This window comes from Achromobacter aegrifaciens (assembly GCF_902859965.1).
In the GTDB taxonomy this organism is placed as follows: Bacteria; Pseudomonadota; Gammaproteobacteria; order Burkholderiales; family Burkholderiaceae_B; genus Achromobacter; species Achromobacter aegrifaciens.
In genome coordinates, this window is the sequence record NZ_CADIKO010000006.1 from 111,589 (window position 1) to 133,888 (window position 22,300).

Genomic DNA, 22,300 nt, shown 5'->3' on the forward strand with positions numbered 1-22,300 from the left:
ACTCGGGGCCATGGAAATCTATCAGATCCGCGCCTTCGTCACCGTCGCCCGGCTGGGCAACCTGACGAAGGCGGCCGAGGCGCTGTCGCTGACCCAACCCGCCGTGACCGCGCAGATCAAGGCGCTGGAACAAAGCCTGGGCGTGGCCTTGTTCGACCGCAGCGGCGGCAGGCTGGCCTTGGCCAAGGCCGGCGAGGTGCTGCTGCCCACCGCCGAATCGCTGCTGGTGCTGGGCGCGCAGTTCAAATCCGAAGCCCAGCAGCTGCAAGGCAGCCTGCATGGCGCGGTCGAGCTGGGCGTGCCCAGCGAAAAGCCGGATTTCCTGCGCCTGGGCGAACTGGCCTCGGCCGTCACCCAGCGCCTGCCGCTGGTCGAGCTGAAGACCCAGACCCTGCCTGCCGCCGCGTTGGCGGAACAGGTCAGCACCGGCCGCCTGCCGGCGGCGCTGATCATCGCCGCGAATCCGCCGCGCGGCGTGCTTTGGCAGCCCCTGCGCAGCGTGCGCTACCGCATCGCCATGCCCAAGGAGCACGCCGCCGTGCTCAAGCGCGGCGGCTGGCGCGAGGTGGCGCAATTGCCCTGGCTGGACGGCCCCGCCGGCAGCCATACGCACCTGCTTTTGCGCGACATGTTCGAACGCCATGGCCTGTCGCCGCGCATCGTGATGCAGAATGACGACCAGGCCAACCTGGACGCGCTGGTGCGCGCGGGCGCCGGCTGCGCCCTGCTGCGCGAGGAAGCCGCGCTGGCCGGCGCGGCCTCGAACGACTTCATCGTCTGGGGCCAGGCGCGCGTGGACGCCATGCTGGGATTCATCCTGCCCTATGAGCGCGCTAGCGAGCCCGCGCTGGTCGCGTTAAGCTCGATCATTCAAACCATCTGGAAACCGCGCGCGCCCCTCGCGTCCGGCCAGCTCTAAATCCGCATCAAGACCGTAATGACTGAAATCTGGTTCATCCGCCACGGCGAAACCGACTGGAACCGCCAGCGCCGCCTGCAAGGCTGGCAAGACATCCCCCTGAACGAATTCGGCGTCAACCAGGCCAGCCTGCTGGCCGCGCGCATGCGCGAAGAGGCTCGCCACACGCCCATCCACGCCATTTACAGCAGCGACCTGCAGCGCGCCCACGCCACCGCCGTGCCCGTGTCCGAACAGCTGGGCCTGCGCGTGCGCGTGGAGCCGGGCATCCGCGAGCGCGGCTTCGGCGTGCTGGAAGGCCTGGACCATGAACGCATCGATGTGCTGGCCCCCGAAGCCGCTGCCGCCTGGAAGAGCCGCGACCCGCTGCGCCCGCTGGACGGCGGCGAAACGCTGGGCCAATTCCAGTCCCGCGTCATTTCCACCGTGGACGACATCGCCAGCCGCCACGACGACGAACGCATCCTGATGTTCACGCACGGCGGCGTGCTGGACATCATCTGGCGCCATGCCTCGGGCGTGCCGTTGAACGGGCCGCGCGACGCCTCGCTGCTGAACGTCAGCATCAACCGCGTCGGCGTGCAGGGCCGTAAATGGCAGGTGCTGGACTGGGGCGACGTGGGCCACGTGACCGACGAAGTCGGCAACGACGTGGTGCCGTGAACGCTTAGCGCGCGCGGCGCGGCTTGCGCGGCGCGTTGCGCGCCAGCCTGTCGTAGACGGCATTGGGCAACAAGCGCATCAGCTTGGCCACGATGCCCATCTGCCACGGAATCACCACATAGGACGCGCCCCGCCCGATCGCGCTGCGCGCGCGGCGGGCGAAGGCGTCTGCTTCCATCAGGAAAGGCATGGAATACGGGTTGTGGGCCGTCATCGCCGTCTTGATGTAGCCGGGCGCGATCGTCACCACGTCTATGCCTTCGGCGGCCAGCTCCAGCCGCAGGCTTTCGCAATAGGTCACCACCGCCGACTTGGACGCGCTGTAGGCGCCCGCGCCCGGCAGCCCCCGCACCCCTGCCACGCTGGCGATGCCCACCAGCCTGCCCGACCCGGCCTGGCGCATGGACGCGATGAAGGGTTCGAAGGTTGCCACGGTGGCCAGCAGATTGGTGTCGACGATGGCCTTGAAGACGTCGTAGTCCTCGCCATGCTCGGTCAGGGTGCCGGCGCTGATGCCGGCGCTGGCGATGACCACGTCCACCCGGCCCTGGCAAAAGGCAATGAAATCCTGTGCCGCGGCATGCAGCGCCTGGCGGTCGCGCACGTCCACTGCATAGCAGCGGTGCTCGCCGGGCAGGCTGTCGGCCAGTTCGCGCAGCGCGTCCTCGCGCCGGCCCAGCAGGCCCAGCGTGGCGCCCGTAGACGCGTATTGCTGCGCCAAGGCGCGTCCCAGGCCGCTGCTGGCGCCGGTGATGAAGACTCTTTCCATGTGTGCCTGATGCCTGTCGTAGCGTTGCGGAATCGCGTTGCAAAAAAATAGGGCACGCTTTCGCGTGCCCTATTGTGTCGCTTGCCGGCTTAGCCTTGCAAGGAAGCGTGCAGCTCCTGCAGCGGATACACCTGCAGGCCCAGGCCTTGGCGCAGGTATTGCATGCCTTCGACCGCGGCGCGGGCGCCGGCGATGGTCGTGAAGAAGGTCACGCGGGCGGCCAGCGCCTGGGTGCGGATGGTGCGCGAATCAGCGATGGCGTTACGGCGCTCTTCGACGGTGTTGATGACCAGCGAGATCTCGCCGTTCTTCACCATGTCGACGATGTGCGGACGGCCTTCGGTGACCTTGTTCACCAGTTGAACCGGAATGCCGGCGGCTTCGATCTCGGCAGCCGTGCCACGCGTGGCGACCAGCTTGAAGCCGAGCGCGTGCAGGCCGCGCGCCACTTCCACCGCCAGGGGCTTGTCCTGGTTCTTGACGCTGATGAACACCGTGCCGGATTCCGGCAGGCGCACACCCGCGGCCAGCTGCGACTTGACGAAGGCTTCGCCGAAGCTCGTGCCCACGCCCATCACTTCGCCGGTCGACTTCATTTCCGGACCCAGGATGGTGTCCACGCCCGGGAACTTCACGAACGGGAACACGGCTTCCTTGACCGAGAAGTAAGGCGGCACGACTTCCTTGGTGATGCCTTGCGCAGCCAGGGTCTGGCCGGCCATGGCGCGCGCGGCGATCTTGGCCAGTTGCAGGCCGGTGGCCTTGGAAACGTAGGGCACCGTGCGCGAAGCGCGCGGGTTCACTTCCAGCACGTAGACGTCGCCGCCCTGGATCGCGAACTGCACGTTCATCAGGCCGCTGACGTTCAATGCCTTGGCCATCATCGTGGTCTGGCGCTTGATCTCGGCGATGACTTCCGCCGACAGCGAGTACGGGGGCAGGCTGCAAGCCGAGTCGCCCGAGTGCACGCCGGCCTGCTCGATGTGTTCCATGACGCCGCCGATGAAGACGGTTTCGCCGTCGGCCAGGCAGTCCACGTCCACTTCGGTGGCGTTGTTCAGGAAGCGGTCCAGCAGCACCGGCGAGTCATTGCTGACCTTCACGGCCTCGCGCATGTAGCGCTCGAGGTCCTGCTGCTCGTGCACGATTTCCATGGCGCGGCCGCCCAGCACATAGCTGGGACGCACGACCAGGGGATAGCCGATTTCGGCGGCGTGGGCCAGGGCCTCGCCTTCGGTGCGCGCAGTGCGGTTGGGCGGCTGGCGCAGGCCGAGCTTGTTGAGCAGCTTCTGGAAGCGCTCGCGGTCTTCGGCCACGTCGATGGATTCAGGGCTGGTGCCGATGATGGGCACGCCGTTGGCTTCCAGGGCGCGCGCCAGCTTCAGCGGGGTCTGGCCGCCGTACTGGACGATCATGCCGACCGGGTTTTCCTTGTGGACGATCTCGAGCACGTCTTCGAGCGTCAGCGGCTCGAAGTACAGGCGATCCGAGGTGTCGTAGTCGGTGGACACGGTTTCCGGGTTGCAGTTGACCATGATGGTCTCGTACCCGTCATCGCGCAGCGCCAGCGCGGCGTGCACGCAGCAATAATCGAATTCAATGCCCTGGCCGATGCGGTTCGGACCGCCGCCCAGCACCACGATCTTCTTGCGGTCGGTGGGCGCGGCTTCGCACTCTTCCTCGTAGGTCGAGTACATGTAGGCCGTGCGGGTGGCGAATTCGGCGGCGCAGGTGTCGACGCGCTTGTAGACCGGACGCACGTTCAGCTGGTGGCGCAGCTTGCGCACTTCGGATTCCGAGGAATCCAGCAGGAAGGCCAGGCGGCGGTCGGAGAAACCGCGGCGCTTGAGTTCCCACAGCGTGGCGTAGTCCAGGTCAGCCAGCGTCTTCTGTTCCAGCGCCAGCTCGATGTCGACGATTTCCTTGATCTGCGACAGGAACCACGGATCGATGTGCGTGATGTTGTGCACTTCGTCCAGCGTGAAACCCTGCGCGAAGGCATCGCCCACGTACCAGATGCGTTCCGGACCAGGTTCGCCCAGTTCGACCTGCAGCTTTTCGCGGTCGGTGGTCTTCTGGTTCAGGCCGTCCACGCCCACTTCCAGGCCGCGCAGCGCCTTCTGGAAGGATTCCTGGAAGGTGCGGCCAATGGCCATGACTTCACCCACGGACTTCATCTGGGTGGTCAGGCGCGCGTCGGCGGTGGGGAATTTTTCGAAGGCGAAACGCGGCACCTTGGTGACCACGTAGTCGATCGAGGGCTCGAACGAGGCGGGCGTGGCGCCGCCGGTGATTTCGTTCTTGAGCTCGTCCAGCGTGTAGCCCACGGCCAGGCGCGCGGCGACCTTGGCGATGGGGAAGCCGGTAGCCTTGGACGCCAGCGCCGACGAACGCGACACGCGCGGGTTCATCTCGATGACGATCATGCGGCCGTTCTTGGGATTGACGGCGAACTGCACGTTCGAGCCGCCCGTATCCACGCCGATCTCGCGCAACACCGCGATCGATGCGTTACGCATGATCTGGTATTCCTTGTCGGTCAGCGTCTGAGCCGGCGCCACGGTGATGGAGTCGCCCGTGTGCACGCCCATCGGGTCCAGGTTTTCGATGGAGCAGACGATGATGCAGTTGTCCGCCTTGTCGCGGACCACTTCCATCTCGAATTCCTTCCAGCCCAGCAGCGACTCTTCGATCAGCAGTTCGCTGGTGGGCGAAGCTTCCAGGCCGCGGCGGCAGATGGTTTCGAATTCTTCGGCGTTGTAGGCGATGCCGCCGCCCGAACCGCCCATGGTGAAGCTGGGGCGGATCACGGCGGGGAAACCGGAGGTGCCGACTTCGGCCGCGATGCGGCGCTGCACTTCCCAGGCTTCGTCCATGCTGTGGGCGACGCCCGACTTGGCCGATTCCAGGCCGATGTCGGTCATGGCCTGCTTGAACTTCTGGCGGTCTTCGGCCTTTTCGATGGCGTGCTCGTTGGCGCCGATCAGTTCGACGTTGTGCTTCTTCAGCACGCCGTGGTGGGCCAGGTCCAGGGCGCAGTTCAGCGCGGTCTGGCCGCCCATGGTGGGCAGCAACGCATCGGGCTTTTCACGCTCGATGATCTTTTCGACGGCTTGCCAGGTGATGGGCTCGATGTAGGTGACGTCGGCCGTTTCCGGGTCCGTCATGATCGTGGCCGGGTTGCTGTTCACCAGGATGGTGCGGTAGCCCTCTGCCTTGAGCGCCTTGCACGCCTGTGCGCCGGAATAGTCGAATTCGCAGGCCTGCCCGATGATGATGGGGCCGGCGCCGATGATGAGTATGCTTTTTAGGTCTGTACGCTTGGGCATGATGCAATCTTTACTTTTGGCCGGACATCAGGGCGATGAACTTGTCGAACAGTTCAAGGATGTCGTGCGGACCCGGGCTGGCTTCGGGGTGACCCTGGAAGCAGAAGGCCGGGCGGTCGGTGAGCTCGAATCCCTGCAGCGTGCCGTCGAACAGCGAGACGTGCGTCACGCGCGCGTTGGCCGGCAGGCTTGCCGCGTCGACAGCGAAACCGTGGTTCTGGCTGGTGATGAACACGCGCTTGGACTGGAGGTCCTGCACGGGGTGGTTGGCGCCGTGGTGGCCGGTCTTCATCTTGAGCGTCTTGCCGCCCAGCGCCAGGCCCATGATCTGGTGGCCCAGGCAGATGCCGAACACCGGCAGCTTCTTGTCCAGGAAGGCGCGCGTGGCTTCGATCGCGTAGTCGCAGGGCTCGGGGTCGCCAGGGCCGTTGGACAGGAACACGCCGTCGGGATTGAGCTTCAAGACTTCCTCGGCGCTGGTCTGGGCCGGCACCACCGTCAGGCGGCAGCCGCGGTCGGCCAGCAGGCGCAGGATGTTGGTCTTGATGCCGAAGTCGTAGGCCACGACGTGGAACTTGGACTGGTCGGGCTTGGAGAAGCCCTCGCCCAGTTGCCAGGTGCCTTCGGTCCATTCGGCGCGATCCTTGAGCGACACCACCTTGGCCAGGTCCTGGCCGGCCATGCCGGCAAAACCGCGGGCCAGCTCGACGGCGCGCTCGGCGTCGGTGCCGACGAAGATGCAGGCGCCCTGGGCGCCCTTTTCACGCAGGATGCGGGTGAGCTTGCGGGTGTCGATGCCGGAAATGGCGACGACGCCTTGCTCGGAGAGGTACTCAGGCAACGATTGCGTGGAACGGAAGTTCGACACGCGGGCGGGACAGTCGCGGACCACCAGGCCGGCGGCAAAGACGCGCTTGGCTTCCACGTCTTCGGCGTTGACGCCGGTATTGCCGATGTGCGGATAGGTCAGCGTGACGATCTGGCCGCTATAGCTGGGATCGGTGAGAATTTCCTGGTACCCGGTCATCGCGGTGTTGAACACCACTTCGGCAACGGTATGCCCAGGCGCACCGATCGACACGCCTCGAAAAATGGTACCGTCCGCCAGAGCCAGAATTGCAGGAGGGAAGCGGTTGATCCCCTCGGGAAAGAGTTGCGGCAGCACAGTAAACCCCGGTTTTAGAATCGATAATCAAACCTTCGGATTATACCTTGAGCGGCCGTTTTTCTCGGGGAACCGCGCCAAATAAGGCCGGAAACGGGGTTTTGGCCTGTTTTTCCGCGTCCCGCCGTCCCCCTCCGCCGTCCGGCCGGCAGCGCGCCTGCGGCCTCGGTGATACGCTAGGACACCTTCAACCCTAGCCTGCAGCGAGCCGTACCGTCCATGCCCAGCCAACTTGACGCCCTGCGCAACCACACCACCGTCGTCGCCGACACGGGGGATTTCGAAGCGATGAAGGCGTTGCGTCCCACCGACGCCACCACAAACCCGTCCCTAATTCTTAAGGCCGTCCAGCAGGACGCCTACCGTCCCCTGCTGGAAAAGACCGCGCGCGAACACCGCGGCGCGCCCACTGCCGAACTCACGGATCGCCTGCTGGTGGCCTTTGGCCGCGCCATCCTGGACATCGTGCCCGGCCGCGTGTCGACTGAAGTCGACGCCCGCCTGTCCTTCGACACCCGCGCCACCATCGAACGCGCCCGCAGCCTGATCGCCCTGTACGAAGCCGCTGGCGTGCCGCGCGAGCGCGTGCTGATCAAGATCGCCTCGACCTGGGAAGGCATCCAGGCGGCCCGCGCCCTGCAATCGGAAGGCGTGCGCTGCAACCTGACCCTGCTGTTCTCGCTGCCGCAGGCCGTGGCCTGCGCCGATGCCCGCGTGCAGCTGATCTCGCCCTTCGTCGGCCGCATCTACGACTGGCACAAGAAGTCCGCCGGCGCCAACTGGGTCGAGGCCGACAATGCCGGGGCGCGCGATCCCGGCGTGCTGTCCGTCACGCGGATCTACCAGTACTACAAGCACTTCGACATCCCCACGGAAATCATGGGTGCGAGCTTCCGCAACGTGGGCCAGATCCTGGCGCTGTCGGGCTGCGACCTGCTGACCATCAGTCCCGAGCTGCTGACCAAGCTGGCCGGCACCGAGGGCGACGCGCCCGCGCAATTGCGCGCCGACGACGTGCCCGCCAACATCGCCCGCATCGGCGCGGACGAGGTCACCTTCCGCACCCTGCTCAACGATGATGCGATGGCCAGCGAAAAGCTGTCGGAAGGCATCCGCCTGTTCGTGGCGGACGCGGTCAAGCTGGATGCGTTGATCGAGGCGCAGCGCGCCTGAGCGCGACTTTCCTCTGCCACATCCGCAAGCATGCGCGCGGCCCTCGCGGCCGCGCGCATGCGTCAGCGGTGATCGTGTGAATGCACCTGCAGCGCTTCCAGGAAGCGCGACACCATGTTGTAGGCCGCCACCGTCGCGGTCAGCTCCACGATGAGCTTTTCGGAGCCCATCGCCGCCTTCGCCGCCTGGAACACCGGTTCCGGCACCTGCACCTGTCGCGTCATGGCGTCGGTGTAGGCCAGCACCGCCCTTTCGCGTTCATCGAACAGATCTGACGCTTCCCAATCATTGAGCGCGTCCAGCTGCACTTGCGAAACGCCTTCCTTCAGCGCGATCGGCGCATGCTGGTCGGCCTCGTAGGGCGCGCCGTTGATGGCCGCCACGCGCATGATGACCAGCTCGCGCAGATCGCCAGGCAAGGTGCTGAGCTGGCGGATCGAGGTCAGGTAATTGAGCCAGCCGCCGGCCACCGCGGGGCTGTGCAGCAGCATCTGGTACAGGTGCAGGACGCTGCCGCGTTCGGCGACGATGCGGTCGACCAGAGGCTTGGCTTCGGGATGGGTCAGGTCGGCGTAGGGTAGACGGGCCATGGGAAACTCCGGTCAGATCTTTTCGGTTTCGCCGGACCTGGGCTGCCATTTCATCAGCCGCTTTTCGCCCATGCCGACGATGGCGTCCAGCACCAGCGCAAAAGCCGTGAGCACGATGATGCCCGCGAACACGGTGTTGACGTCGAAGGTGCCTTCGGCCTGCAGGATCAGATAGCCCACGCCGCTGGCCGAGCCCAGATACTCGCCCACCACCGCGCCCACGAAGGCCAGGCCCACTGAGGTATGCAGGCTGGAAAACACCCAGCTGGTGGCAGACGGCAGGTACACGTGCCGCAACAGCTGGCGGCGGCGCGCGCCCAGCATCCTGGCGTTGTCCAGCAAGGTGGGGCTGACTTCGCGCACGCCCTGGTAGACATTGAAGAACACGATGAAGAACACCAGCGTCACGGCCAGCGCCACCTTGGACCAGATGCCCAGGCCGAACCACATGCCGAAGATGGGCGCCAGGATGACGCGCGGCATCGAGTTGGCGGCCTTGATGTAGGGATCGAGGATCGCGCTTGCGCCGGGCGACAGACCCAGCCACAGGCCAAAGGCCAGGCCGGCGATGGTGCCGATGAAAAACGCCAGCACGGTTTCGGTCAGCGTCACGCCCAGGTGGGTATAGATGTCCGCGTTGGTCACGAACCAGGCCCAGATGCGGCCCCACACTTTCAGCGGTTCGCCGAAAAAGAAGGCCACCTTGGGATCGCGCGACGCGAAATGCCAAACGAGAAGAATGATGACGAGCAGCAGCAACTGCCAGAAGCGCAGGCTGGCCGAACCGGGTTTGATCAGCTTGGACATGGCCTAGGCTCGCTTCTGTTGGGCGTAGCCCTTAAGAACTTCTTCGCGCAGCACGCCCCAGATGGCGGAGTGCAGCTCCACGAAGCGCGGATGCGTGCGCACTTCGGCCACGTCGCGCGGACGCGGCAGGTCGATGGCGAATTCGCCGATGGGGTGCGTGCCGGGCCCTGCCGACAGCACCACCACGCGATCGCTCATGGCGATGGCCTCGTCCAGGTCGTGCGTGATGAAGAGCACGGCCTTGCGCTTGGCCATCCACAGGTCCAGGACCTCGTTCTCCATGAGCTGGCGCGTCTGGATGTCCAGCGCCGAGAACGGCTCGTCCATCAGGATGATGTCGGGATCGCGGATCAACGTCTGCGCCAGCATCGTGCGCTTGCGCATGCCGCCCGACATCTGATGCGGATAACGGCCCTCGAAGCCGCCCAGGCCCACGCGGCGCATCCATTCGCGGCCGCGCTCCAGCGCCTGTTGCCGAGGCACGCCGGCAAAGTCCAGGCCCGCCACCACGTTGTCCAGCGCGCTGCGCCAGGGCAGCAGGGCCTCGCCCTGGAACATGTAGCCGGCCCGCTCATTGATGCCGGACAGAGGCTGCCCGAACACCTTCACGCTGCCCGAGGATGGCGCCAGCAAGCCGGCGCTGACGTTGAGCAGGGTGGACTTGCCGCATCCGGTCGGACCCACCACCGACACGAACTCCCCTGGCGCGATGGCCAGGGTCGTGTCGCTGACGGCGGTGTAGCGCTGCGAGCGGTCGTCGCGGGAGACAAAGGTGCAGCTGATGTTTTCCAGCGACAGCGCGGCTTCAGCCATTGGGGTACTTCTCGTTGGCGCGGCGCGCGTAGTCGTTGGTCCAGACCTTGGACGGGTCGATCTTGGAGCCGTCGAAATCCGCCTGGTAGGCAGCCAGCGCCTTGAGCGCAGTGGCGGCGCCATCCTCGGGGATCAGGCCGTCCGGCGACAGGCCTTCCAGGCTCTTGGCGATGGCGGCCTTGTAGACGGCCGGATCGCCCAGCAGATAGGTTTCCGGCACGACCTTGGCGATTTCGTCGGCGCCGGCCTTCTGGATCCACTTGTCGGCGCGCACCAGCGCGTTGGCCAGGGCCTGGGTGGTGTTGGGATTGGCGTCAAGGAAGGCCTGCGGGGCGTACAGGCAGCCCGCCGGCATGTTGCCGCCGAAGATTTCCTTGGTGTCCTTGAGCGTGCGCGTATCGACGATGATCTGGATGTCGCCCGGCATTTCCAGCATCGACACCACGGGGTCGGTGTTGGAGATGGCGTCGATCTGGCCGCTGCGCAGCGCGGTCACTGCGCCGGCGCCGGCGCCCACGCCGATGATGGACACATCCGAGGCCTTCAGGCCGTGCTTGGCGAGGAAGAAGCTGACCACCATGTTGGTGGACGAGCCCGGCGCGGTCACGCCGATCTTCTTGCCCTTCAGGTCGGCGGCGCTCTTGTAGTTGGGCAGGTTCTTCTTGGACACGCCCACGCCTATCATCGGCGCGCGGCCCTGCAGCACGAAGGCGCGGTAGGCCTGGCCCTTGGATTGCATGGACAAAGTGTGTTCGAACGCGCCCGACACGATGTCGGCGCTGCCTCCCACCACGGCCTGCAAGGCCTTGGAGCCACCCGCGAAGTCGGCGATGCTGACGTCCAGCCCTTCGTCCTTGAAGTAGCCGCGGGCTTCCGCGATGGACAGGGGGAGATAGTAGATCAGCGGCTTGCCGCCGACTGCGATCTGGACCTTGGTCTTCTCCAGCTTCTGCGCGCGCACGATGGCGGGCGCCATGCCCATGACGCCGGCGGCGCCGGCCATCTTGAGCAGATCACGGCGAGTGACTGACATGTGCTTGTCTCCTAGTTGTCGGGCAGACCGATAGCGCCGGTCTTTGCCAGCTCTTCTATAGCCGCTGAATCATACCCCAGCGATTTCAGGACTTCCTCGGTATGTTCCCCTAATACGGGCCCCACCCAGCGCGTCTCGCCGGGCGTCTCCGACAGCTTGGGCACGACGGCCGGCAGCTTGACCGGCGTGCCGTCAGGGAAGCGGTGCTGCTCTATCATGCGGCGCGCCAGGAACTGCGGATCGCTGAACATGTCGGCCACGCTGTAGATCTTGCCCACCGGCACGTCGGCGCCCTTCAGCGCGCCCAGCGCCTCTTCGATGCCGCGCGCGCCGCACCACTGCTGGATGGCGCCGTCGATCTCGTCCACGCGCTTGGCGCGGCCGTCGTTGCGCACCAGCCCCGGATCCGTGGCCAGATCGTCACGGCCGATGGCGCGCATCAGCCGGTGGAAGATCGCGTCGCCGTTGCCGGCGATGACGATGTTCTGGCCATCGCGGGTGGTGTAGGTATTCGAAGGCACGATGCCGGGCAGCGCGCCGCCAGTACGCTCGCGCACCACGCCGGCCACGTCGTACTCTGGCACCAGGCTTTCCATCATGTTGAACACGGCCTCGTACAGCGCTACGTCCACCATCTGGCCCTGCCCCGCCTGGCACTCCGCGCCCTGCTTGCCGTTCCAGCGCCCGCCGGTGGCGTCGCGGTGCCGCAGCGCCATCATCGCGCCGATCACGCCGTGCAAGGCGGCGATGGAATCTCCGATGGAGATGCCCACGCGCAGGGGCGGCCGGTCGGGATGGCCCGACACGTAGCGCAGCCCGCCCATGGATTCGCCGATGGCGCCAAAGCCCGGCTGGTCCTTCATGGGCCCGGTCTGCCCATAGCCGGACAGGCGCACCATGATGAGCGCGGGGTTGATGGCGCGCAGCTGTTCGTAGCCCAGCCCCCACTTCTCCAGCACGCCCGGCCGGTAGTTCTCGACCACCACATCGGCGTCCAGCGCCAGCTTGCGGGCGATCTCCCGCGCGCGTGGATCTTTCAGGTTGAGTGCGATGGATTGCTTGTTGCGGGCCTGCACCGTCCACCAAAGGGAATTGCCCTCGTGCAGATGGCGCCAGCTGCGGATGGGGTCGCCGCCGCCCGTGCCGTCAGGCCCGTGGGGCGTTTCCACCTTGATGACATCGGCGCCGAATTCGCCGAAGATGCGCGCGGCGAACGGGCCGGCAATGAGCGTGCCGAGTTCCAGGACCTTCAGTCCGGTCAGCGCTGACATGGCTTGTCTTCCTCACGGTTTTTGCCGTTGCCGATACGTTGCCGGCAAGGCGTTCTGGTACTGCGGAATCAGGTGGTCTTGCGCTCCATCAGGGCCCAGGCGATGGTCCCGGCGTCGACGTATTCCAGCTCGCTGCCGGCAGGCACGCCGCGCGCCAGCCGCGTGACCCGCAGGCCGCGCTCGCCCAGCGCTTCGCCCAGGAAGTGGGCGGTGGTTTCGCCTTCGGCGGTGAAGTTGGTGGCCAGGATGACCTCCTGCACCACACCGTCGGTCGCGCGCTTGATCACCCGCTCGAAATCCAGCTCGCGCGGACCGATCCCTTCGAGCGGCGCGACGCGGCCCATCAGCACGTAATACAGGCCGCGATAGCCGTGGCTGGACTCGATCATGTTCTGATCGGCCGGCGTCTCGACGATGCACAGCAGCGAGGGGTCGCGCTTGGGATTGATGCAGGTGCCGCAGACTTCCTCTTCCGAGAAACTGTTGCAGCGGGCGCAATGCTTCAGGTCCCGCACCGCGCCCGCCAACGCCTGCCCCAGCATGTCCGCGCCTTGCGGGTCATGCTGCAGCAGGTGATAGGCCATGCGCCGGGCAGAACGCACGCCCACGCCGGGCAGGCGCCGCAGCGCCTCGATCAGCGAGACGAGCGGCTCGGGTTCAGGCAGTAGCGGGTCCATTGCGGCCTTGGGGCTGCGTTCAGAACGGCAGCTTCATGCCCGGGGGCAGCGGCATACCGGCGGTGACCGAGGCCATCTTTTCCTGCGAGGTGGCTTCGGCCTTGCGCAGCGCGTCGTTGAACGCGGCGGCGACCAGGTCTTCCAGCATGTCCTTGTCGTCGCCCAGCAGCGACGGATCGATGGCCACGCGCTTGACGTCGTGGCGGCAGGTCATGGTGACCTTGACCAGGCCGCCGCCGGAGGCGCCTTCGACCTGGATCTCGGCCAGCGCGTCCTGCGCCTTCTTCATGTTTTCCTGCATTTGCTGCGCCTGGCGCATCAGGCCGGCCAGTTGTCCTTTCATCATGATCGATGCTTCCTTGAACGAGGGGAATGAGAGATGGCCGCCGCTTCAGGCAGCGGTGGCGGGGGAATCTACGTGGCGGATCGAGCCGGCGACGACCTGGCCGCCGAAATCGGCGACGAGCGCCTGTACGAACGGGTCGACCGCGACCGCCTCTTCGGCGGCCTGCTGGCGGGCGGCGCGTTCGGCCTGGGCCACGGCATGCGCCGTCGCCTCGCCCGTCACGCCGACCTCGACGTCCAGCCGTATGCCTTGGCCGAAATGTTCGCACAACACCGTCTGCAGACGGACGCGGCTTTCGCTTTCGGCCAGCGTCTTGACGGCCACGCGCAGGATGACGGCATCGCCCTGCACGCCGGCCCATGCGCTCTGGCGCGCCAGTTCCGCCGCCAAGCCGGTGACCGGCAGGCGCGCAGCCAGCTCGGGCCAGGTTTCCGACGTCATGTCCGTCAGGCGGGCGCGCGACGACTGCCGCTTGCGCGCGGGCGCCGGACCTTCGCGGCGGGCCGCTGGCGGCGGCGCGGCCGAGGGCGCGCTGGCCAGGGTTTCGAAATCATCGTCGTCGGGATCCGACGTAAAGCCGTTGTCCGGCGCAAAGCCGCCTTCGGCTTCGAACGGGATTTCTTCGTCGACCCAGGCGGGCGGGCCTTCGCCGTCGTCGGCTTGGGGCGCGGGCGCGATGGCTGCGGCGGTCGCGGGCGTGACCGCCAGCGCGGCCGAACCAGCGGTCTTGCCAGCTTCGGATTCGGACATGGCCGGCGCATCGGCAGGCAGTTCTTCCCAGGGCGGCACGCTGCCGGGCTGGGTGGCTTGCGAAGTTTGTTCCAACGCGGCCGGTTCGGGTTCCGCCGCGGCAGGCGCCGGTTCAGCCTTCTGCGCGATGGCTGCGGGAGCCGCGGACTCAGCCGGAGCAGGAGCCTGCGCGGCCACGGGCGGCGCCGGAATCGCGGCGACCGGTGCAGGCTCCGCAACCGCTGGTGCGGCTGCGGGCTGAACGGCTGCCGGCGCGGGCTGGGGCTGCGCCGCGGCGGGCGCAGGCGCGGCAACTGCCGCCGGCGCTGCGGCCGCATCGGCAGTCTGACGGGCCGGCGCGGCGGGCGCTTCGAGCGCGGTCTGCGGGCCGGCGTCGCCATTGAGCGCCAGCATGCGCAGGCAGGCCATGATGAAGCCCGCGTACTCGTCGGGCGCCAGGGTCAGTTCGCTGCGGCTGTGCACCGCCACGGAATAGAACAGCTGCACCGCGTCCGGGTGCAGAGCCAGCGCCAGCCGGGCAATGTCGCCGGCCAGCGGATCCTCGGCGGGGGTCACGCCGCGCACGCGCTGCTCGATGGCGACGCGCGACAGCAGCACGGCCAGGTCGGCCAAGGCGCCAGCATAGGACAGGCCGCGGATGGCCAGTTCATCCGCCACCGCCAGCACGCCCTTGGCGTCGCCAGCGGACAGCGCATCCAGCAGACGCACCAGATGCCGCTGGTCGATGGTGCCGAGCATGCCGCGCACGGCGTCCTCGGTCAGGTTGCCGGCGCTATAGGCAATGGCCTGGTCGGTCAGCGACAGCGCGTCGCGCATGGACCCCGCGGCCGCCTGCCCGATCAGCCGCAAGGCCGGCACGTCGAAGCCCACCGCTTCCTGGCCGAGCACGGCCTGCAGATGGCCGACGATGGAATCGGCCGGCATCTGCTTCAGGTTGAACTGCAGGCAGCGCGACAGCACCGTCACCGGAATCTTCTGCGGGTCGGTGGTCGCGAGGATGAATTTGACGTGCGGCGGCGGCTCTTCCAGTGTCTTGAGCATGGCGTTGAACGCATGCCCGGTCAGCATGTGGACTTCGTCGATCATGTAGACCTTGAAGCGCCCTGCTCCCGGCGCGTACACCGCCTGCTCCAGCAACTGCGTCATTTCCTCGACGCCGCGGTTCGAGGCCGCGTCCAGCTCGAGGTAGTCGACGAAACGCCCGGCATCGATCTCCGTGCAGGCGCGACAGACGCCGCAAGGCTTGGACGTGATGCCTGTTTCGCAGTTGAGGGACTTCGCCAGGATGCGCGAGAGCGTGGTCTTGCCGACGCCGCGGGTTCCCGTGAACAGCCAGGCGTGATGCAGGCGTTGGGTGTCGAGCGCATGCGTCAGCGCGCGCACCACGTGATCCTGTCCCACGAGGGTATCGAACGATCTCGGCCGCCACTTGCGGGCCAGTACCAGATAAGTCATGGGTGGATTGTAGAGCCTGTTTCGCAAGCTGGCCCGAAATGGCCGGTCCAGCTGCCGGGGTTCGGCGCTGAGCATGGCATCCATGCTCAGCGCGGCCTGAAACGCAAAGGGGACGGGCTTATTCCCGTGGAACGTATCCTTGGAAAATAACCCCGTCCCCCTTGAAAGCGGCGACATCATGGATAGTCATGACGCGCTGCTTTGAAGAATCCGGTTGGCGAGCCTTACTCCGGCACTGACCCTAAACGACTATGGCTGCTTCGTTCCCGACCTGACCAGGTTCACCGCCGAACCATGCGGAGGGGCCCGCCAGCCGAGATTCTAGCAGAGCTGCGCTTCGCTTGCTTGCTAGCCTCTCGGCTGGCGGGCCCCGGGGGGCTGAATGTGCGCCCCCTCCCCGGCCCTCCCCCCGAGGGGGAGGGGGTTGGGACGTCGCTTCGCTGGTCCTTTTGGCTCGCTTCGCTTTGCCTGGCTTGGACTGCTTTTGCGCGCCTTTCCCCCTCGTTTGGCTATCTCCACTGGGCTGCGCTTTTCTTGATATGCCTGATCGCGAATGGGAGGGGTGACGGGTTGCAGGGTTGGCCGGGCGATGGCTTCTTATTTGGACGTGGCGGCGGCCAGAACATAGAGTTTGCGGACAGTGGCGTGGATGTGCCAGACGCCTTGGGTGCCGGGGGGCATGGCCAGGGTGTCGCCTGCGCGGAATTGCAGGGGGGGCTGGCCGTCGGGCGTAAAGGTGCCGGAGCCGGCAAGGATGTGCATGATCTCGCCTTCCTGGACCTCGCGGCGGAACTGACCGGGGGTGCATTCCCAGATGCCGGCGCTGGTGGCTTCGGCGCCGGGGATCACTATCTTGCTTGCGCGCAGCGTGCAGGCGGGGTCGCTGAGCGGGATGCCGACGGGGCCGAGCTCGTCGAGCTGGGCGGAGTCGCCGGTCTGGGGGATGTGCTGGATGGACATGGGTGCTCCGGGGTTGGGGTTGGCGCCTCTACGAGAGCTTGTCGCACAGGCCGTAGTAGGCAACGCCGAGGGCGATGTAGAAACGCTTAAGGCCGTGGAACGGCAGCGGCGTGATCGGGGTGACCGGGTATGGCATGGGTTCGCCGGCGGCGATGGTGCGGGCGAGGTAGCGGCCCATCTGCGTCGCCAGCGCAACGCCGCGACCGTTGTAGCCCAGCAGGATGTGCAGGTTGGGCGAAGGCTGGTGCACGTGCGGCACGAAGTCGCGCGTCAGGGCGATGCGGCCGGCCCAGCGGTAGGTAAACGGAATCCGAGCCAGCTCGGGAAACAGCATGCGCGCCCCCCGCACCAGGTGATCCCAGTCTTGCTGCGCGACGGGGTCAGCGAACTGGCCCCGGCCGCCCAGGACGAAACGGCCCTCATGGTCGCGGCGGAAGTACAGCAGCAGGCGGCGGGAGTCCGAGGCCACGACGCCGCCGGGCATGATGTGACCGCAAGCCTGCGCGTCCAGCGGCCCCGTAGCGACGATGAAGCTGTTGGCCGCGATGACGCTGCGCTGCAGGCCTGGCCACAAGCCGTTGGTATAGCCGTTGGTGGCGATCAGCGCGTGGTCTGCCCGGACCGTGGCGCCCTGCTCCGTGCGTGCCAGCCAATGCTGGCCTGAACGCTCCAGCGCCTTGACGCGGGTATGGCCGTGCACGGCAGCCCCGGCGGCTTGCGCCGCCGCCAGCAGGCCGCGTGTGTAGAGCAACGGCTGGATGCTGCCGGCGCGCCGGTCTATCCAGCCGCCCAGGAACCGGTCAGTGCCCAGACGCGCGCTGACCGTTTCCCGGTCCAGGATTTCCACCGGCGCGCCGCGCTCCAGCCACTGCCGCGCCCGATCCGACACCGTCTCCAGGGCCCGGGCCGAGTGGGCCGGCTGTATCCAGCCGGCGCGCGTGGCATGGCAGGCGATGGCGTGCCTATCGATAAGTTCGAACACCGCGTCGGCGGCCGACCCCACCATGCTCAACAGCGGCTCCCCCCGTTCCTTCCCATAACGGGCCAAGATCGCCCGCGGGTCGTGCTTGATGCCCGGAATGACCTGCCCGCCGTTGCGGCCGGAGGCACCCCAGCCTGGGTCCTGGGCATCGAGCACGCAGACGCGCAGCCCCGATTCGCTCAGATGCAAGGCCGTGGACAGGCCGGTAATGCCCGCGCCGACGATGACGACGTCGTATTGGACGGAACCGGTCAGGGCCGGCGTCGCGGGCGCCTGTCCCGCGGTCTGCTGCCACAAGGATTGCCGGGCATCGGCCGAGTCTGGTGCGCGCATGGTGGGTATCAGCGTCCGCTGGCCTGGGGAAACACGAAGGGCGTGGCGTCGGCGAACCGGGCAAGCACGTTCGCGGTGATGCGCGACACGTTGTTGTCGTAGCCGTTCCAGGCCAGCGACGCGCCCCACGTGATCGAGCCCGTGGAGAACACGGCGCCGCCGTTCAGGCATTCGTAGAACACCAGGTCCGCATAGCAGTGCTTGGCTTCCTCGCCGTTGATGGTGGGATGGTGATAGGTGGTCTCTTCGGGCACCACGTTGTAGTAGCGCGTGTGCTTTTCCGAGCGGGCCACGATCAAGGTGTGCGGCGGCGTGCCCAGGCGGTAGTCGACGCGGTCGATCTCGTCGCCCGCGGCGCCGCCCCCGCTGCTGCCGAAATCGCCGATGATCTCGTCCTCCACGCCGTCGAACATGAAGGCGACGCGCGGATCATGGCTTTCGGGCCGCCGGCGGTAATAGGATGAGGCGTCGAACCCGGTCGCGGTCGTGCCGATACCGGTCAGCGTCTGCGGCGCGATCCCGATGCGGCGCCAGGTGCCGCCGTATTCGCCGGTATAGCTGTGGTAGCTCTCGCCCGCCGGCGTCTCGCTGTAGCGGGCGCCGGTCTCGGTCCGGCGCAGTTCCATCAGCCAGGGCTTCTCGGGATGGTAGGCGCAACGCCAGTAGAAGCCGTTGCCGCCCATGTACATGAGGCGACCGCCCCGCCCCTGGTATGCCACCATTGCCTGCCACATGCGCGTGGTCCAGTACTCGGGGTGCGCGCCGGTCATGACGACCTTGTAGCCATCCAGTGCCTGCAGACCCTCCGCGTGCAGCATGTCGTCCGTGATGACGTCGTAGTCGAAACCCTTTTCATCCAGCCAGTCCAGGAAATGCGTGTCGCCATTGAGCGACCAGGTGCGGCATTGCAGGTGCATGCTGAAAACCGGTCGCAGGCGCGAGGCGTAGTAGACGCCGTAGCCATCCGAATGCGTGTCGTACATGGACAGGCCGAGCTCGCGATGCTCGCCCAGATAGGTCTCCCATGGATACAGGACCATGAAGTTGCCGGACTTCATTTCCATGCCCTCTTCATCCAGGCGGTAGTGCGAGTTCGAGTACGCCATGTAGGTGGCCGTCGACGCCAGGAACGCGATCCGCTTGCGTGGGCCGCCCGCCTTCGGGCGCACGATGAAGGTGATGCGCTCCTGCTCTCCCGCCGCGCCGGTAAGGCGCGCCGCATACAGGCCGCTGGGCAGGTCATCCGGCACGGCCAGGCTGAAGTCGGTTTCCCAGCCCGCGTCTTCCAGCGTGTCGTCATGGAAGTGCAGCGCGGCGAAATGGTCTGGGCGTTCGCGCCAGAACATGACGCTGGAATCCCAGCGCAGGCCGGGCACGCCGCGCGCGGGCAGGTTCTCGATGCGCCCCTCGGACCAGGGCCGGGCTGCGTCGACGATGACGTCGGTGTCGATGCGTTGCGAAAAATCCCATGCGGCCAGAGGCGGCGCGGCATGGCGGCGCGCCGCGGCCTCGACGCGCAGCTGCGCCAGGTCGGCATCGCCCGCGGCATACGGCAGCAACGTGGGCGAATCGAGCCGCCCGTTATAGTGCCGGGCATAGCGTGGAAACGGCTTGCCGGTGGCGGCCGCGCCCATCGTCAGCGGCAGGCTCGCCAGCGCAGCCGGATCCACCGCTGTCAGCCGGCCACTAGCCTGCGCATGGGAATCCACGGCCAGCAAGGGATTGGCGGGAGTCTGCCGCAGCGCGACCGTTCCCGCATCCAGGTCCATGTTCACCGCCACCAGGTACCACTGTCTCGCGGCCATGGGCAACGCCAGCGTGAGACGCTCGCTCTTGCCCCCACTGCCCTGCTCCCAGAACAGACGGCCGTCTCTGTCCAGGCCCAGCGCGTAGCCGACGTGCGCGGCCTCGTCCCAGCGCGACAGGATCGCCTGATCGCCGCCGTTGCAGGGCAAGGTCGGCATCACCGCCAGGATCCAGCTCTTGCAGCCCGAGACAGGCTCGCTGAACGCCGGCGCCACCGCGCGCGAGCCGGTTTCCGTGCCTTGCGGACGTCCGGCGATACCGGTGGCGATACCAGACAACACCACGGTTTCCTTCAGCCCCGGCGCGCCCGGCGACACGTCGCCGCTGCGGATGCGCACCAGATCGGCGTCGTAGCGCAGTGCCTGCGCACAGCTGACTTTGAATTCTATGGTCTCTCCCGGCGCGATCGTCCAGGTGCTGGGGTACCCCAGGATCTCGTACATACAGGCTCCGTCGATTGGGTTCAGGCCACACGGCGTGGCGGCCGGCGTTCAGTCCAGGTCGGACGGCCAGGGATAAGGGGAATGAATGGCCCAGCGGATCTTCAGCAAAGCCCACTGCGCATCGGCCAACTTGGCGTAGCGCTGCGGCGCCAGCTCGACCGGATCGCCCCGCCCCTCGCCCAGCGTGCCAATGGCATATTCCGAATAGGGCTTGGTGCAGACGATGACCTGCTTGCCGGCCATGGGCTCCATCCGCAAGCGGTTGAGCAGGCGGTTCAGCTTCAACGGCCGGTTCTTGGTGGTGGTCGTCCTGAAGTGCTTGAGCAATTCCGCATCTTCGGGCTGGATCTCATACATATCGGGCTCCGGACATAAAAAGGGGTTCAGTGGTCGCGCTCCGGCGCGGCGAACATCTCCAGCCCGACCGTGCGCTCCAGCAGCAGCACCAGCGCAAGCGTGAAGACGATCAGGGACGTGGCGATGGCGGCAATCACCGGGCTGGCGCTTTCCTGTATCTGCGTGAGGATGCGCACGGGCAAGGTGTTGACATCGGGGGCGACCAGGAAAACGGTGATCGTCGCCTCGTCGAACGACACGATGAAGCAAAACAGGAACGCAGTGATCAAGCCGGGCTTGAGCATGGGCAGGGTTACAGTGCGCAGCACCTGCGCGGGCCGCGCACCCAGGCTCATGCTGGCTTCTCCCAGCGCGGGGTCCAGCTTGCGCAAGGAGTTCAGGATGGGGCGATAGGCGAACGGCAGCGTAATGATGCAATGCGCCAGCACGATGCCCAGGTACGAGCCGCTGACGCCCAGCAAGCCGAGCAGTCCGAGGAAGGCCACGCCCAGCGCCGCGTTGGGAAACACCAGCGGCAGCATGATCAGGGACTCCATCAGGCCGCTACCCCTGATGCGGCTGCGGTCCAGCACCAACGCGGCCAACAGGGCCGCCGAGGTGCTGATGAACGCCACCAGCAAGGCGATGCCGGCGCTGACGGCCAGCAGGCCCAGCCACTGCGCGTCGGTAAAGAATTCCAGGTACCAGCGCCACGACAGCGAGGCCAGAGGCAAGGTGAAATAACCCGTGGAGGTGAACGACGACACCGCCACCACCAGGATGGGCAAAGGCAGGAAGCCGAACAGCAGCACCAGCAGCAAGCGGTAAAGCCAGCGCATATCAAACTCCCATTCCGGACACGCGCGCGGCGACGCGGCGTTCAAGCCATTGCAGCGGGATGACCAGCGAGAACGCCGCGAACAGCAGGACGATCGCCATGCTGGCGGCCTTCGGGTAGTCGAAGACCTGCAACACGTCCTGGTAGATCTGCGTGGCCAGCATGCCGTCGCGCACGCCGCCCAGCAGCAGCGGCGTGACGATGGCGCCGGTGGACAGCAGGTAGACCAGCATGGCCCCGGTAATAACGCCCGGCAGACTCAGCGGCAAGGTGACGTGCATAAAGGTCTTCACCGGGCCAGCCGACAAGGTTTGCGACGCCTCGTCCAGCGCGCGGTCCAGGTGCAGCAGCACCGCCAACACCGAAACGATGAAGAATGGACAGAAGACATGCACCAGGCCGATTACGACGCCGGTCATGTTGAAGATCAACCGCATGGGCGTATCGATCAGACCGAGCGACAATAGCAGCGAGTTCAAGGTGCCCTTGGGGCCCAGGATCACCACCCAGCCGTAGGTGCGCACCACCACGCTGACCAGCCACGGCGTGATGACCAGCATCATCAGGAGATTCCGATTGCCCCGGTAGCGCGAGATGGCATAGGCGATGGGATAACCGACCAGCACGGAGAACAGCGTGACAACCAGCGCGATCCCTATCGTGCGCAACAGCACCGCGACGTAGTCGGCCCGAGCGAAGAAGCTGGCGAAGTTGCCCAAGCCGAAACCTTCCCCGGCGCGCAGCGATTCGACGACGAGATAGGCGATTCCCGTGACGAACATGAGGATCAGGATCGCTGGAGGAAGCAGCAGTATCAGCGGCGGCCGGGTCGATTTCATCGA

General features: G+C 66.6%; 20 protein-coding genes and 1 other RNA gene. 3 read left to right on the forward strand and 18 right to left on the reverse strand.

From position 1 onward, the window contains the following. The first annotated feature begins 10 nt into the window (after positions 1-10). On the forward strand, positions 11-919 hold the full coding sequence (locus HV793_RS29040; RefSeq protein ID WP_175214343.1) for a LysR family transcriptional regulator: 909 nt from the start codon (positions 11-13) through the stop codon (positions 917-919). Positions 920-937: 18 nt separating this feature from the next. After that, entirely contained in the window at positions 938-1,582 is a 645-nt protein-coding gene (locus tag HV793_RS29045) for a histidine phosphatase family protein (RefSeq protein ID WP_013395601.1), read from the forward strand. 4 nt (positions 1,583-1,586) lie between these two features. On the opposite strand, the gene HV793_RS29050 is transcribed toward HV793_RS29045, so the two are convergent. The 3 genes from HV793_RS29050 to carA all read right to left on the reverse strand — a co-directional run bounded on the left by HV793_RS29050 (position 1,587) and on the right by carA (position 6,845). Then, positions 1,587-2,351, reverse strand: a complete 765-nt coding sequence (locus HV793_RS29050; RefSeq protein WP_054451375.1) for an SDR family oxidoreductase — start codon at positions 2,349-2,351, stop codon at positions 1,587-1,589. A gap of 89 nt (positions 2,352-2,440) precedes the next feature. Next, complete coding sequence (gene carB / locus HV793_RS29055) at positions 2,441-5,680, reverse strand: carbamoyl-phosphate synthase large subunit (protein WP_054451376.1); 3,240 nt, start codon at positions 5,678-5,680, stop codon at positions 2,441-2,443. Positions 5,681-5,690: 10 nt separating this feature from the next. Continuing rightward, complete coding sequence (carA, locus tag HV793_RS29060) at positions 5,691-6,845, reverse strand: glutamine-hydrolyzing carbamoyl-phosphate synthase small subunit (RefSeq protein ID WP_059380170.1); 1,155 nt, start codon at positions 6,843-6,845, stop codon at positions 5,691-5,693. Between the two features lie 219 nt (positions 6,846-7,064). Between carA and tal the strand changes: the two genes are divergently transcribed. Beyond that, the gene (gene tal / locus HV793_RS29065) at positions 7,065-8,018 is read left to right on the forward strand and encodes a transaldolase (protein ID WP_175214344.1); all 954 of its coding nucleotides are present in this window, start codon (positions 7,065-7,067) and stop codon (positions 8,016-8,018) included. 62 nt (positions 8,019-8,080) lie between these two features. Here tal and HV793_RS29070 read toward each other — a convergent pair whose 3' ends face one another. From HV793_RS29070 to HV793_RS29140, 15 genes are all read right to left on the reverse strand, one after another. After that, positions 8,081-8,608 (reverse strand): carboxymuconolactone decarboxylase family protein, encoded by a 528-nt coding sequence (locus HV793_RS29070; protein WP_175214345.1) that lies wholly within the window; start codon positions 8,606-8,608, stop codon positions 8,081-8,083. A 12-nt stretch (positions 8,609-8,620) separates the two neighbouring features. Further along, a complete protein-coding gene (locus tag HV793_RS29075; RefSeq protein ID WP_054451381.1) occupies positions 8,621-9,415 on the reverse strand; it encodes an ABC transporter permease in 795 nt (264 codons plus the stop codon). Positions 9,416-9,418: 3 nt separating this feature from the next. After that, a complete protein-coding gene (locus tag HV793_RS29080) occupies positions 9,419-10,228 on the reverse strand; it encodes an ABC transporter ATP-binding protein (protein WP_054451383.1) in 810 nt (269 codons plus the stop codon). After that, positions 10,221-11,261: an ABC transporter substrate-binding protein gene (locus HV793_RS29085; RefSeq protein ID WP_054451384.1), complete on the reverse strand. Its 1,041-nt coding sequence runs from the start codon at positions 11,259-11,261 to the stop codon at positions 10,221-10,223. The genes HV793_RS29080 and HV793_RS29085 overlap by 8 nt, the downstream gene beginning before the upstream one ends. 11 nt (positions 11,262-11,272) lie before the next feature. Next, positions 11,273-12,532 (reverse strand): CaiB/BaiF CoA transferase family protein, encoded by a 1,260-nt coding sequence (locus HV793_RS29090; RefSeq protein WP_054451385.1) that lies wholly within the window; start codon positions 12,530-12,532, stop codon positions 11,273-11,275. Between the two features lie 68 nt (positions 12,533-12,600). Continuing rightward, the gene (recR, locus tag HV793_RS29095; protein WP_054451387.1) at positions 12,601-13,209 is read right to left on the reverse strand and encodes a recombination mediator RecR; all 609 of its coding nucleotides are present in this window, start codon (positions 13,207-13,209) and stop codon (positions 12,601-12,603) included. A 19-nt stretch (positions 13,210-13,228) separates the two neighbouring features. Further along, the gene (locus tag HV793_RS29100; RefSeq protein ID WP_042794716.1) at positions 13,229-13,555 is read right to left on the reverse strand and encodes a YbaB/EbfC family nucleoid-associated protein; all 327 of its coding nucleotides are present in this window, start codon (positions 13,553-13,555) and stop codon (positions 13,229-13,231) included. 45 nt (positions 13,556-13,600) lie between these two features. Further along, positions 13,601-15,760, reverse strand: coding sequence for a DNA polymerase III subunit gamma/tau (locus HV793_RS29105; protein ID WP_175214346.1), 2,160 nt, complete (start codon positions 15,758-15,760; stop codon positions 13,601-13,603). Positions 15,761-15,973: 213 nt separating this feature from the next. Then, positions 15,974-16,071: signal recognition particle sRNA small type (ffs, locus tag HV793_RS29110), an RNA gene on the reverse strand. A 286-nt stretch (positions 16,072-16,357) separates the two neighbouring features. Next, on the reverse strand, positions 16,358-16,720 hold the full coding sequence (locus HV793_RS29115) for a cupin domain-containing protein (RefSeq protein WP_119450609.1): 363 nt from the start codon (positions 16,718-16,720) through the stop codon (positions 16,358-16,360). A gap of 28 nt (positions 16,721-16,748) precedes the next feature. Beyond that, positions 16,749-18,035 carry an NAD(P)/FAD-dependent oxidoreductase gene (locus HV793_RS29120; protein ID WP_175214347.1) on the reverse strand — a complete coding sequence of 429 codons (1,287 nt, stop codon included), beginning with the start codon at positions 18,033-18,035 and terminating at the stop codon, positions 16,749-16,751. An 8-nt stretch (positions 18,036-18,043) separates the two neighbouring features. After that, positions 18,044-20,284, reverse strand: a complete 2,241-nt coding sequence (locus tag HV793_RS29125; protein ID WP_175214348.1) for a N,N-dimethylformamidase beta subunit family domain-containing protein — start codon at positions 20,282-20,284, stop codon at positions 18,044-18,046. 48 nt (positions 20,285-20,332) lie between these two features. Next, entirely contained in the window at positions 20,333-20,641 is a 309-nt protein-coding gene (locus tag HV793_RS29130) for a N,N-dimethylformamidase alpha subunit family protein (protein WP_119450606.1), read from the reverse strand. A 26-nt stretch (positions 20,642-20,667) separates the two neighbouring features. Further along, the gene (locus HV793_RS29135; RefSeq protein WP_119450605.1) at positions 20,668-21,459 is read right to left on the reverse strand and encodes an ABC transporter permease; all 792 of its coding nucleotides are present in this window, start codon (positions 21,457-21,459) and stop codon (positions 20,668-20,670) included. A 1-nt stretch (position 21,460) separates the two neighbouring features. Continuing rightward, complete coding sequence (locus HV793_RS29140) at positions 21,461-22,297, reverse strand: ABC transporter permease (protein WP_119450604.1); 837 nt, start codon at positions 22,295-22,297, stop codon at positions 21,461-21,463. Between the last annotated feature and the right edge of the window lie 3 nt (positions 22,298-22,300).